Origin of the sequence: Pollutimonas bauzanensis (assembly GCF_040393045.1) — a bacterium.
In the GTDB taxonomy this organism is placed as follows: domain Bacteria; phylum Pseudomonadota; class Gammaproteobacteria; order Burkholderiales; family Burkholderiaceae_B; genus Pollutimonas; species Pollutimonas bauzanensis_A.
The window spans coordinates 15,625-27,081 of record NZ_JBEBUX010000051.1 but is presented as its reverse complement, the minus strand read 5'-3'; the positions used below and the strand labels follow the sequence as shown (position 1 = coordinate 27,081).

The 11,457-nt window shown below is 54.8% G+C and carries 14 protein-coding genes; 4 read left to right on the top strand and 10 right to left on the bottom strand.

Annotated elements, in window-relative coordinates; all coding sequences use genetic code 11:
* From ABWO67_RS10040 to ABWO67_RS10020, 5 genes are all read right to left on the bottom strand, one after another.
* On the bottom strand, positions 1 to 974 hold a 974-nt coding region (locus ABWO67_RS10040), incomplete at its 3' end, for an MBL fold metallo-hydrolase (RefSeq protein WP_353151159.1).
* A gap of 106 nt (positions 975 to 1,080) precedes the next feature.
* Positions 1,081 to 2,010, bottom strand: a complete 930-nt coding sequence (locus tag ABWO67_RS10035) for a LysR family transcriptional regulator (protein ID WP_353151156.1) — start codon at positions 2,008 to 2,010, stop codon at positions 1,081 to 1,083.
* A gap of 40 nt (positions 2,011 to 2,050) precedes the next feature.
* Positions 2,051 to 2,419 (bottom strand): pyrimidine dimer DNA glycosylase/endonuclease V, encoded by a 369-nt coding sequence (locus ABWO67_RS10030; RefSeq protein ID WP_353151153.1) that lies wholly within the window; start codon positions 2,417 to 2,419, stop codon positions 2,051 to 2,053.
* Between the two features lie 34 nt (positions 2,420 to 2,453).
* Positions 2,454 to 2,921 (bottom strand): GNAT family N-acetyltransferase, encoded by a 468-nt coding sequence (locus ABWO67_RS10025; RefSeq protein WP_353151150.1) that lies wholly within the window; start codon positions 2,919 to 2,921, stop codon positions 2,454 to 2,456.
* 8 nt (positions 2,922 to 2,929) lie between these two features.
* Positions 2,930 to 3,664, bottom strand: coding sequence for a GntR family transcriptional regulator (locus ABWO67_RS10020; protein WP_353151147.1), 735 nt, complete (start codon positions 3,662 to 3,664; stop codon positions 2,930 to 2,932).
* An 81-nt stretch (positions 3,665 to 3,745) separates the two neighbouring features.
* Here ABWO67_RS10020 and ABWO67_RS10015 point away from each other — a divergent pair, with 81 nt between their 5' ends.
* The 3 genes from ABWO67_RS10015 to ABWO67_RS10005 are packed head-to-tail and all read left to right on the top strand — an operon-like array spanning position 3,746 to position 6,836.
* Positions 3,746 to 4,894 carry a mandelate racemase/muconate lactonizing enzyme family protein gene (locus tag ABWO67_RS10015; protein WP_353151145.1) on the top strand — a complete coding sequence of 383 codons (1,149 nt, stop codon included), beginning with the start codon at positions 3,746 to 3,748 and terminating at the stop codon, positions 4,892 to 4,894.
* Between the two features lie 4 nt (positions 4,895 to 4,898).
* A complete protein-coding gene (locus tag ABWO67_RS10010; RefSeq protein WP_353151142.1) occupies positions 4,899 to 5,843 on the top strand; it encodes a hydroxyacid dehydrogenase in 945 nt (314 codons plus the stop codon).
* Positions 5,844 to 5,867: 24 nt separating this feature from the next.
* Positions 5,868 to 6,836 (top strand): Bug family tripartite tricarboxylate transporter substrate binding protein, encoded by a 969-nt coding sequence (locus ABWO67_RS10005; protein ID WP_353151139.1) that lies wholly within the window; start codon positions 5,868 to 5,870, stop codon positions 6,834 to 6,836.
* A 90-nt stretch (positions 6,837 to 6,926) separates the two neighbouring features.
* On the opposite strand, the gene ABWO67_RS10000 is transcribed toward ABWO67_RS10005, so the two are convergent.
* Positions 6,927 to 7,478 (bottom strand): DNA-3-methyladenine glycosylase, encoded by a 552-nt coding sequence (locus tag ABWO67_RS10000; RefSeq protein ID WP_353151136.1) that lies wholly within the window; start codon positions 7,476 to 7,478, stop codon positions 6,927 to 6,929.
* Positions 7,479 to 7,655: 177 nt separating this feature from the next.
* On the opposite strand from ABWO67_RS10000, the gene ABWO67_RS09995 reads away from it, so the two are divergent.
* Complete coding sequence (locus tag ABWO67_RS09995) at positions 7,656 to 7,865, top strand: cold-shock protein (RefSeq protein ID WP_353151133.1); 210 nt, start codon at positions 7,656 to 7,658, stop codon at positions 7,863 to 7,865.
* Between the two features lie 65 nt (positions 7,866 to 7,930).
* Here ABWO67_RS09995 and ABWO67_RS09990 read toward each other — a convergent pair whose 3' ends face one another.
* The 4 genes from ABWO67_RS09990 to pgl are packed head-to-tail and all read right to left on the bottom strand — an operon-like array spanning position 7,931 to position 11,457.
* A complete protein-coding gene (locus ABWO67_RS09990; RefSeq protein ID WP_353151131.1) occupies positions 7,931 to 8,980 on the bottom strand; it encodes an adenosine deaminase in 1,050 nt (349 codons plus the stop codon).
* Positions 8,981 to 8,983: 3 nt separating this feature from the next.
* Positions 8,984 to 9,829 (bottom strand): SIS domain-containing protein, encoded by an 846-nt coding sequence (locus ABWO67_RS09985; protein WP_353151128.1) that lies wholly within the window; start codon positions 9,827 to 9,829, stop codon positions 8,984 to 8,986.
* A complete protein-coding gene (locus ABWO67_RS09980; RefSeq protein ID WP_353151125.1) occupies positions 9,822 to 10,802 on the bottom strand; it encodes a glucokinase in 981 nt (326 codons plus the stop codon). Before ABWO67_RS09980 ends, ABWO67_RS09985 begins: the two co-directional genes overlap by 8 nt.
* Positions 10,783 to 11,457 (bottom strand): 6-phosphogluconolactonase, encoded by a 675-nt coding sequence (gene pgl / locus ABWO67_RS09975; protein WP_353151122.1) that lies wholly within the window; start codon positions 11,455 to 11,457, stop codon positions 10,783 to 10,785. The genes ABWO67_RS09980 and pgl overlap by 20 nt, the downstream gene beginning before the upstream one ends.

Here is an 11,457-nt window from a genome sequence, read left to right as displayed (position 1 = left end):
GCCCTGTTTCGATATTCCATCGGGTGCCAGCTAAAAGTATCATTTCCTTCTGAGCGAACATGGCCGACGCCGGGAAATTGCAGGTGGGGCGCAGCGATCAGTTGACGATCTCCGGCGAAGTCTGAAAATGCCTTTTTGCGTACCGAGACGGCATCTTCAGGCTTTAGGTCATAGGTAATTGCAATGGCCGGCTCCGGGAACTGAACGGCTGCGACATGGACGATGTCCCCGATGAAGACAATGGATTGATCCTTGCTTTCTACTGTGAAAAAGGCGCTGCCGGGTGTGTGTCCGGGATGGATGGACGCCCGGATGCCTGGCAGGATGGTGTCCCCGTCACCAAAGGTCTTCACTTTCCCGAGTTTGTCATAAACGCCGATGGTCTTGATCGCCTCGTCGAAATATTTGTCTGCATAGCCGGTTTTCCTGGCGTTGTCCGGATCCAGAAAAAAGGCCAGGTCCGGTGCTCCGACATGGATCGCTGCGTTCGCAAATACCGGCTTGCCGTTACGTACCAAACCGCCGGTATGGTCAGTATGTATATGGGTAACGAGAACGTCGGTCACTTCTTCGGGCTTCACGCCAACGCTAGACAGACTGTCATATAGCTTTCCGCCGTAACCAGGCCCGAAAAGCTCGCCCGAGCCGGCATCGACCAGAATAGTACGCTTCCCGTCCTGGATCAGGAATGCATTGATGGAGGCTTCTACCGGGTTGGCAAGAAAACCCTTCCCGAGTAGGTCGTCGATATGGGAATGTGATGCGCCGATCAGTAGCTGGTAAAGATCCTGGGGTACCGTACCATCAGATAACGAGGTAATGGTGAGATTGCCAAGCGGGAAGGAGTAGGAGTCAGCCGCTTGTGCAAAAGCAGCAGCCTTTGATGCCGGCGCTGTCTGGGCGGTGGAGGGCTGCACAAATACGCTTGCGATTGCAAGCGTGCTTGAAAGAAAGAGGGAGCGTATGCGAGTCATATGTTTGATCTTCCGAGGTTGGGTCGAGAAACCACATAGTGGGACATTCGTTTGCTCTGCACAAATCGTTATTTTCGATTCGACTTATCGCTGCAGGTGATGGCTGCTAAATTTGGTCCGTGTTCTTTGTCTGCGCCGCTTCAAAAACCGCTGCGCGCAGCCATCGATGCGCCGGATCGGCGCTTGCTGTCGGATGCCAAAAGAGCTGCATTGAAAACGTGTCAAGAGACATAGGGGGCGGGAAAAGGTCGAGACTGTCGGTGAACCGCTCCAGAAAGCGCCTGGGCAGGGTGCAGATGCAATCAGTAGCCCCCAAAATAAGCGGGGCCAAGGCGTAGCTTTGTACAGAGACCGTCACACGGCGACTTCGGCCAAGTTCAGCAAGTGTTTCGTCAATCATACCGTTGAAGAGGCCGCCACTTGTCGAAATCAGCAAATGATCCATTTCGCAGAATGCATCGAGCGATAGCTGGCCGGTCCCACGGGGATGGCTCTTGCGTTGCGCGGTCAGAAACTCCTCATTAAAGAGCATGCGTCCGATCAGGTTCGGCGTTGCGTCCCGCATCGTGCCGATAAAAAGATCGACTTCAGCTCGTTCCAGATGTTCACTTATCCCGGTTTTGTCTGGAAGCGTAAAGGCAACCCTGACCCCTGGCGCTCGAGCCTGAATCAGCGGCAGCAGAGCCGGAGCGAGAATAGCCGCCGGGTTGTCCATTGCAGCAATGCGAAAGGTGCGTTCGCTGGAGGCGGGATTAAAAATATGCGCCGATTGAACGAATTGCGTCAGCTGTTGCAGCAGGCGCTGCAGTTCTGGCTTGAGTGCCTGTGCATGCGATGTCGGCGTCATTCCCCGCCCTGATGAGGAGGGCACGAACAGCGGATCGTTGAGGATACGGCGAAGGCGCGTCAAACGGCCGGAAAGCGCAGACTGGCTAATGTTCAACTTGGCCGCTGCATGCGTCACGTTCTGCTTCTGCAGCAGCGCATCCAGGGCGAGCAGAAGGTTGATATCCAGATCACCGATTCGCAGATTCATTCAGAGTGCTTCCAAGTATCAAGAGTGTGGGAACAGGGCTTTATTTCTTACTGCGTTCCAAAATACGCTCTCTATTGATAGCCAGGGCTTCGCCGGTTGGCTCCCAATCTCCCCAAAAGGCATTGGGTATATCTGGGTAAGCCTCTTTCAGCGATCCGGTGAATGTTGGTTTGTAGCCTCTATCTAGCATTTCCGCTACAAGCTGGGCATGCCGTTTTGTCAGATAGCCCAGTCGCGTGTAGAAGAAGGTGACATGGCCTGTTCCCAGCGTGTACTCGTCCGGCTGATCGAATTGGTTTCGCATCGAGGCTTTCTGAGCAAGGGCGAACACGCGCGGCAGCTCTCTGTATTCGGCAACCAGGTGCTGGCGGCTTAATTCTTCGACGGGAACGCAGTTAATACGGGTCATGGTATGGATATTACCTGGCTACCGCGCTCTGTCGTCACCGCAGCGCAAGCGCCAGAAATATCGCCTCGGCAATGGGATTGAATACATAGGGAGCCGTGGGCTTGAAGCCCAGGTCGGCATAGATGTGGGTGGCGGCACTCATGGTCGGCAGCGTGTCCAGGCAAATCCGGGCATAGCCGGCCTCACGCGCTTCCTGGCAAATGCGCGCAGCCAGTTGGCGCCCAAGCTGTTCGCCACGGGCCGCAGGCCTGACATATAAGCGTTTCATTTCGCATGCGTCGCCCTCGATAGGGCGCAGGGCCACGCAACCCACGGCTTGCGCTTCCTTCCAGGCGAGCATGATGCGTCCTGCAGGCAATGCATATTTTCCTGGCAGATTGGCAAGTTCGGACTCAAAGTCCTGAAAGCTCAGGTCAATACCCAGGCTGTCGGCGTATTCGCGAAACAGCTCGCGCACGAGGGGAAGGTCGTCAGGGAGCTGGGCGGGTCGTATGTCTATCATTTCAATTTTTACTGTTTCAAGTCTATTTCTAACCGGATGGCATCGCCGCGATAGGTGACCTCTGCATAATACAAAATTGAACCAGCGGAATCTGTGAAGACTCGTGTCACATTTGCGACCGGAGCGCCAACGGGTATATGCAACAGCGTGGCGAGTTCCGCATCGGCCGTCCCTATGGTGAGTGTCTGCCTTGCCTGAGCAATCTGAATCTTATTGTGATCCAGCATTAACGGCACGACTGCTTGTGTGCGGAAACGCTCTGGTTCGAGCGCAAAAATATGCTCTGCAATATATAGTGATATGACGCAATATGGTCGATCAGGTTGATCGTTGTTTGAGTGCAACCGGCGCATGTGTACATAGCCTGTGGAGCCCTTTGCGGTGCCGGGCAAGGGGCACGGCGTTTCGTTGATTTCCAGTATGCGCGGAACGAGGGATCGATAGGTTTGCCCGAGCTCATGAAGAGAGGTTTCAAGCAGGGTGGTTTTTATCGGTGTGGCTGCTTCGGTTACCACTGTTCCTAGGCCGCGATGACTGTACAGCAGGCCCTCCTGTACAAGCAACTGCACAGCCTGGCGTGCGGTCAGGCGAGCTACGCCGAAGTCTTGTGCCAGTTGGTGTAGTGAGGGCAGGTTCTCTCCAATGCGCCATTCACCGCGAGCGAGACTTTGCCGTAGACGATCTGCAACGATGACATATCGTGGGATGGGACTGGGTGACAACTCTTTTTGATTGATGCGCATAAGGAATAGAATTGACTCTTAAGGTCTAGCATTATAGACTTATGGTCTTTTGATTAATGGCTTATAAAAAGGAAGTAAGGCGTGGCACTTGATGTGGATCTATCAGTAGAAATAGCGAGTGTGGAAACTTTGGTTTTTCGTGCCCCGGCAATGCCCCCTGTCCGTACCTCTTTTGGCATTATGCATGATCGCCCAGCATTGCTGATTCGTCTGACCGATAAAGACGGGGTGATCGGGTGGGGAGAGGTATGGTGCAACTTTCCTTCCGTAGGGGCTGAGCATCGAGCACGACTGGTATCGTCTTGCCTTGCTGACGTACTTTGCAGGCGCCTGTGGCCATCACCACAGGCCTGTTTCGAAGCGATGAATGCGCATGTTCGCATTTTGGCGATCCAGTCGGGTGAACCCGGTCCTTTGGCGCAGGTCATTGCGGGTATTGATATTGCCCTCTGGGATATCGTTGGTAAACGAGCAGGAAAGCCTCTGTGGCAGGTTCTGGGCGGCAGCAATAAGATTTCGGTATATACGTCGGGAATTAATCCTGATGAGCCTCAGAAAATAGCAGAAGCCAAGGCCCGAGAGGGTTACACCGCCTTCAAGTTGAAAGTGGGTTTTGGCGATCAACGTGATGAGGAAAATGTGCGTGCTTTGCGCTCCGCCATGGGGGCGGATGCCGTGCTGATGGTTGACGCTAATCAGGCGTGGAGCGCTGAGCAGGCCACTATTATGGCTGGCCGCCTTGAACCCTATCAATTGATGTGGCTCGAGGAGCCTATTCCGGCAGATGCACCTTTGGAGGTTTGGCATGCTTTGGCAAAAAGCACGTCAATGCGGATAGCTGGGGGCGAAAACTTGCGAGGCGATGACTCGTTCCGGGCGGCAGGAGACGAGGGCGGCTTAAGCGTCATTCAACCAGATATTGGGAAATGGGGTGGATTTAGTGGTTGTTTACCGGTAGGTCGTTACGCTCAGGAGCAAGGCCGATGGCTATGTCCACATTGGCTGGGAGGAGGGGTAGGCCTAATCGCTTCCATGCATTTTAAAGCGGCATTGGGCGGGGATGGCTATGTTGAAGTGGATTCCAATCCCAACCCTCTTAGAGAATTGTTGGCTGAACCTGGTTTTGTTGTGAATAAGGGCTGTGTCTCGCTTTCAGATCTTCCTGGCTTGGGTGTTGAGCCCGCCATGGCGGAGGTTGAGAAATATCTTGTCCGCACCAGCATGGAATGACGCCATGACTAAGAAGATCATTATTTCAGAGTTCATGGATGAGGCTGCTGTTCAATGGCTGGCCCAGCGTTTTGACGTGGTTTATGAGCCCGATCTGTGTGAACGGCTCGAGGCATTGTCAGCATTGTTAGTTGATGCCGATGCGCTGATAGTACGTAATCGAACGCAGGTCAATGCGCAATTGCTTGCATGTCAGACCCGGTTGCAGGCTGTTGGTCGTCTGGGGGTAGGATTGGAGAATATCGACCTTGCGTTCTGCCGTCAGCAGGCCATCGAGGTTATTCCCGCCCTGGGGGCCAATGCGGCTGCCGTCGCTGAATATGTCATCTGCTGCGCCATGCAGCTGCTGCGTGGGGCTTATGCCGCTTCAAGCGAGGTCGCAGCGGGGCTGTGGCCGCGTGAGCGGCTTATAAATGGTAGGGAAATAGGCGGTAAATTGCTTGGCGTCGTTGGCTTGGGTTCGGTTGGCCGCATAACAGCTAACTTGGCACAGGCAATTGGGATGCGGGTTGTGGCTTATGACCCATCACTGGATGCTGAGCACTCCATCTGGCAGACAGTCGGTTGTTGCGCTGAGCTCGACCAATTATTTCGCGAGGCCGATGTGGTTTCCTTGCATGTGCCGCTCAGCGACAGTACGCGTAATTTGGTGGATGCACGTCGGATCGGACTGATGCCAGAGGGGGCGATTCTAATCAATGTAGCGCGTGGAGGTGTTGTCGACGAGGCGGCGCTTGCTACGGCTGTGCTTAGAGGGAAGTTGGCAGGTGCTGCTATTGATGTGCATGTGCAGGAACCGTTGCCGCCGGGCTCTGCGTTAGCGGACGTACCAAATGTAATTCTTACACCGCATATTGCTGGAGTCACAGCAGAATCCAATGCGCGAGTGTCGCATTTTATTGCGCAGCATGTTGCTGAAAAATTGAATCGTTCAGCTACCCCTCAATAATTACTCAAACTAGAAGGAGATAAAATGAAACTGAAGGTGTTGATTGCCACAAGTATGTTGTTGCTATACGGCGCTGCTGCCGGTGCCCAGGCGGCTTGGCCAGATAAGCCTGTAACCTTGGTCGTACCCTATCCTGCCGGCGGTGGTGTTGATCCGGTCGCTCGGCTGGTCGGAAAGCATCTTTCAGAAATGTGGAAGCAGCCTGTGGTGGTGTCCAACAAAGCAGGGGGTAGCGGATCCATTGGGGCTACCTACGTGGCGAGGGCTAAGCCAGACGGAACTACTATCATGATGTCGGCTACAGCCGAGGTGGTGATCAATCAGTTCATCATGCCGAAAATGCAATACAACCCGGAAACCGATCTCAAACCGGTTACGCTTGCTGTACGTTTGCCGTTTATCTTGCTTGCTAATCCCGGGCAGCCTTTTTCAACGACCGAAGAGTTAATCGCCTACGCACGGGAACATCCCGACGTCGTTACCTATGCTTCTTCGGGAGCAGGCACGCCCCAGCATTTGGCAGCTGTATTGCTGGAGCAGTTGGGCGGTATAAAAATGATGCATATCCCCTACAAAGGGATAGCGCCTTCTATTAGCGATTTGCTGGCAGGTCAGGTCGCTTTGGCTTTTGCGGGTTTGCCTACAGGCTTGCCGCATGCTCAGGCGGGGACATTGAAAGCGCTCGCTGTTTCATCCCAGAAGTCGTCCCCGGCGGCGCCCAAGACGCCACCTTTAGCTCAAACAGCAGGGTTGGAACGTTTTGACCTGACGCAGTGGTTCGGGATATTCGTGCCTGCCGGTACAGCCAACGATATCGTGCAGAAAGTTCAGCAGGATATTGCTATTGTCATGAATATGCCAGAGGTTCGGGCAACCTTGGAAGCACAAGGCGCTGAACCAAGTGGAATGCCTACAGCCGAATTTGAGGAGTTTGTCCGTACTGAAAGAGAAAAGTTCGGCCGTATTGCGAAGGCTGCAAACTTGCAGCAGTAACTAGCAGTAGTTATTGGCGCTATGCACAACGTGTCTGTAAAAGAGGAAGGGGGCGCTGATACGTTGTGTGATGGCCTATCAGTCCTTTGACTATTTCTTTGACACATAACGGTTGCCTTCTATATAGAAGCGTAATGGTTTGCTGGCCCATTCGCCGGCATAGTCCACGCCAATCCGGGGACGCGCCACAATATTAAAGGCGTCTTGCTCGCAAGTCTCGGCAATATAAAAATCATCGCTGCACAGATCGTGGCCGTAATGGCTGCGGTCTACACCCATTGCCTTGCAAAGCCGTCCGGGCCCGTTGCTAGTGTGCGCCATGTTGGCAATGGGTTCGAGTGCGCGTAGCAGTACTGCTGTACCCGTGCCGTCGGGTTCGGTGACGACGTTCATGCAGTGATGCATGCCATAAATAAGATAGACATAGGCATAGCCGGGCGGCCCGAACATGATTTTCGTGCGTGGCGTAACGCCTTTTGAGGAGTGAGCAGCCAAGTCGATGGGCCCCAAGTAAGCCTCGACTTCGACGATTTTCCCTATGTGTTCAATGTCGCCGACGCGGTGAACCAGCAATTTCCCCAGCAGATCCTGGGCGACCAGTGTGGTTTTTCTGCTATAAAAGTCGCGCAGTAATTTTTTCATATGAAATAATGTGTTGACTGTGGTATAGGCCGCGACGTACTATTAATGGTTAGATTTTCAAGTTCGTTGAAGTTAGTACAACTGAAGTACCAGGAAACAGTACTTTTTTGCTCAAATCTCTACACCTTGACAGTCTTCTATAGAGCATATCGCTCGTCTTTTTAGGGATTGCAAAAAATGCAAACAGAAACTGGTATTGTAAAGTGGTTCAACAACGAAAAGGGCTTTGGTTTCATCAAGCCTGAATCGGGTGGCAAGGACTTGTTCGCGCACCACACCGACATCGTCGGCACCGGCTTTAAGTCGCTCGAAGAAAACCAACGCGTTTCTTTCGTCGCTGCCGAAGGCCAAAAAGGTCCTCAAGCCAAATCGATCGAAGTTATCTAAATAACTTCCTTGGTTTAAAAAAAGCCCACCGCAAGGTGGGCTTTTTGCATTGGTCGGTCGGCCGATCAAGCCATTGCCATCAAGCGGTTCAAGTGCCGCTGTTTTTCCACTTCCGGCAAAAACGATGCGTTGATGCTGTTTTTCGCCAACGTGTTTAATTCCGGCCGGCTTAACTTCAGCGCTTCTGCACAGGCGATATAGTTGTCGGCCACATAACCGCCGAAATAGGCGGGGTCGTCGGAGTTGATGGTAACCATGACGCCGCTACGTAGCATCCGGGCAATATTGTGGTCGTGCATGTCGTCGACCACACACAATTTAAGATTGGAGAGCGGGCAAACGGTCAAGGGGATTTGATCGCGGATCAGGCGTTGGAGCAGTGCAGGATCTTCTTCGCTGCGTACCCCGTGGTCAATCCGATCAACATGCAGCATATCCAGCGCATCGCGCACATAGCTGGGCGGGCCTTCTTCCCCGGCGTGGGCCACCAGCCTGAATCCAAGAGCCTGGCAACGGGCAAAAACGCGGGCGAATTTTTCGGGTGGATTGCCGTGTTCGGCGGAATCCAGGCCTACGGCTATCCACAGATCTTGATATTGCTCGCGCAGGGGCAGGGCAGCCGTCAGCGTGGCAAAGGCCTCCTCTTCGGATAAGTGGCGCAGGAAGCTTAAGATCAGGTAGGCGCTGATGCCGAGAGAGGCGCGGGCCTCGCGCAGCGCGCTTGCTATGCCGGCGAATACGGTTTCCATGGCAATGCCGCGTGCGGTGTGCGTTTGCGGGTCGAACATGATTTCCGTATGAACCACGCCGTCGGCGTGAGCCCGGCGCAAGTAGGCCATGGTCATATCGTAGAAATCGCGTTCGGTAATCAGTACGCTGGCGCCGGCGTAATAGATATCCAGGAAGGATTGCAAGTCATTGAATGCATAGGCGTCGCGCAGCTCGTCTACGGTTGCATAGGACAGGGCAATATCGTTGCGTTTCGCCAGATCGAACAGCAGTTCGGGTTCAAGCGAACCTTCGATGTGCAGGTGTAGTTCGGCCTTGGGCAAGCCAACTATAAAGTCGCGTAGTGTTTCACGCGGAATGGCATCGGGCATAGCGGCTGTTTCCATAGTTCAGGCCTGTCGGCGGTCGCGCAGGCTTTGTTTCGTTTTTTCCAGCACCCGGCTGACGTCGTGGCCGCGCTTTAGCGCAAGGCCTAAAGCCAGCACATCGATCAGCGCCAGGTGCACCAATCGGGAAATCATGGGACTGTAGATAGCAGTGTCTTCCTGTGTGTCGGCGCGCAGCATCACAGTAGCCAGCTGCGCCAAGGGCGTATTAGAGGCGGTAATCGCCACGACAGGACAATTATTGTCCAGCGCCAGCTTGACCGCATCCAGCAATTCCCTGGATCGCCCCGAGTGTGAAATGGCGACCAGTACATCGTTGGGCCCCAACAGCGACGCCGCCATCAGTTGGGTGTGGGTATCGGAATACGCCACTGTCGAGACATCAAAGCGAAAGAATTTATGCTGGGCGTCGGCGGCTACGATACCGGAGTTTCCGACGCCATAGAACTCAATGCGTCGGGCGTTATCCAGCAGGCTGATCGCGTCATCCAGGCGATCGGCATTGATGTCGTTGCGGACCCGCAGCAAGGCCGACACGGCATTGTCCAGTACTTTCGCGGCAAGGGCGGCGGTGCCATCGCTGGCGCTTAGCGACGAGTGCACGTAAGGTACGCCAACCATCAAGCTGGCAGCCAGTTTGATCTTGAAGTCAGGCCAGCCGTCGTATCCCATAGAGCGGCAAAACCGGATGACAGTGGGCTCGCTGACCTTGGCCAATTGCGCAACATCACCCAGCGCCGATTTGGCGATGGCATGGGTTTGCGCAAGAATAAGTTGTGCGACTTTGCTTTCGGCTGTGCTAAGGCTGGGAAGCCGTTGTTCAATCTGTGCCAACATGGGTTTATTCATCGGGGTAGGTGTCCAGGAGGGCGGCTGCGCCCAAAAGCGCAGGATATTGGCCGGTGATGACCCATACGGGAATGGCGGCCAGGTAGTCTGAGAACCGCCCTTTATCGTTGAAGCGGGCTCGAAACGGCGATGTTGCAAAATAATCGCCCAACTTCGGGATGATGCCGCCGCCGATATAAATGCCCCCGCGTGCGCCGAGGGTAACGGCAAGATTGCTGGCCGCGGTGCCCAGGATGGCGCAGAAGGTGTCCAGGGCGTCGCGGCAGTGCCTGTCGCGATCGGCCATGGCGCGTTCGGTGATGTCTGCCGGAGAATAGTCCCGCGCATCGTTCCCTGCCTGCCGGCACAGCTCGCGGTAAATGAATTGCAGGCCCGAACCGGATACCAGGCGTTCCATGGACACATGGCTATGTTCTTTGCGAGCCTGCTGCCACAGCAACTGCTCGCGCTCGTCGCAAGGAGCGAAACTCACATGACCGCCTTCAGCGGCAAGCGGCGTCCAGCTTCCCTTTGCACCAGGAATCAGCGCGGAGACGCCCAGGCCTGTGCCCGGGCCCAGCAGCCCTAAGGGTGTACCCGGCACTGCCTGGCCGCCGCCAATGGCGCGGAGTTCATTTGCAGGCAGGTAAGGCAGGGACAGGGCAAGGGCGGTAAAGTCATTGATGACATGGAGCTTCTTGAGCCCCAATGCTTTACGTGTCGCCTCGATGGAAAACTCCCACGGGAAGTTGGTCATTTTTATATGATCGCCCAATATCGGATTGGCGATGCCGATGACGGCGTGGGTTACGGTTGGATCGCCGATGCTGTGCAGGTAATGTGTGATTGCCTGGACGATCGTGGGAAAGTCTGCCACGGCCATGACGCTGATCTTGTCAATATCATGCACCGACGTACACAAAGCAAAGCGTGCGTGTGTGCCGCCGATATCGGCGACCAGATGGGGGAGGTGTTCAAGCGTGCCAGTAGACATCCAGGGGCGCTCCCGTTTGTGCGATAAGGTAGCTGACCGGCAGGGTGGGCGTCGCCTGCCTTGAGGCTTGTTGGTAGATGTCGTGCTTGTGTTGTCCCGCGATGGCAAGCACCAAATGTTGCGCTTTCAGGATGGCGGCAAGCGTCATGCTTATTCTTTCGTAGGGCGCTGCGGGCGGGTTGATTTGCACGTAGCGTTCTGGGCGGCTGGTGTCCAGTGCCTGGGCCAATTGCGGCGCGCCCGGAAACAAGGATGCGGTGTGGCCGTCGTCCCCCATGCCTAATAGGGCAAGGGTAATGTCATGGTTTTGGCTATTAGCCTGTTGCACGCACTTTGCGATGTCGGCGGGGTGGCTGACCAGCCCGGTGAATTGAGCCTTGCTGGCGCGATTCGCCAACAAGTGCTGGCGCACCAGGTATTCGTTGCTATCGGGATCGGTGGGTGAAACGAAGCGCTCGTCGACCAGCGTAATATGGATTTTTTCCCAGGGAATGTCGGCCTGGCTTAACCGTTGGAACAAGGGGATGGGGGACTTCCCGCCCGAGACGGCAAAGCCGGCGTAGCCCTGATCCTGTACGGTGTGGCGCAGACGGGCCGTTATATGGTCTGTCAGTTCGGCCAGATAGGTTTCTTGTTCATCGAATGCGTGCCACAT

Coding starts and splice junctions, on each gene's coding strand:
- ABWO67_RS10035 (WP_353151156.1), bottom strand. CDS start 2,010: ATGAATCTGCGAATCGGTGATCTGGATATCAACCTTCTGCTCGCCCTG.
- ABWO67_RS10030 (WP_353151153.1), bottom strand. CDS start 2,419: ATGACCCGTATTAACTGCGTTCCCGTCGAAGAATTAAGCCGCCAGCAC.
- ABWO67_RS10025 (WP_353151150.1), bottom strand. CDS start 2,921: ATGATAGACATACGACCCGCCCAGCTCCCTGACGACCTTCCCCTCGTG.
- ABWO67_RS10020 (WP_353151147.1), bottom strand. CDS start 3,664: ATGCGCATCAATCAAAAAGAGTTGTCACCCAGTCCCATCCCACGATAT.
- ABWO67_RS10010 (WP_353151142.1), top strand. CDS start 4,899: ATGACTAAGAAGATCATTATTTCAGAGTTCATGGATGAGGCTGCTGTT.
- ABWO67_RS10005 (WP_353151139.1), top strand. CDS start 5,868: ATGAAACTGAAGGTGTTGATTGCCACAAGTATGTTGTTGCTATACGGC.
- ABWO67_RS10000 (WP_353151136.1), bottom strand. CDS start 7,478: ATGAAAAAATTACTGCGCGACTTTTATAGCAGAAAAACCACACTGGTC.
- ABWO67_RS09995 (WP_353151133.1), top strand. CDS start 7,656: ATGCAAACAGAAACTGGTATTGTAAAGTGGTTCAACAACGAAAAGGGC.
- ABWO67_RS09990 (WP_353151131.1), bottom strand. CDS start 8,980: ATGGAAACAGCCGCTATGCCCGATGCCATTCCGCGTGAAACACTACGC.
- ABWO67_RS09985 (WP_353151128.1), bottom strand. CDS start 9,829: ATGAATAAACCCATGTTGGCACAGATTGAACAACGGCTTCCCAGCCTT.
- ABWO67_RS09980 (WP_353151125.1), bottom strand. CDS start 10,802: ATGTCTACTGGCACGCTTGAACACCTCCCCCATCTGGTCGCCGATATC.
- pgl (WP_353151122.1), bottom strand. CDS start 11,457: ATGTGGCACGCATTCGATGAACAAGAAACCTATCTGGCCGAACTGACA.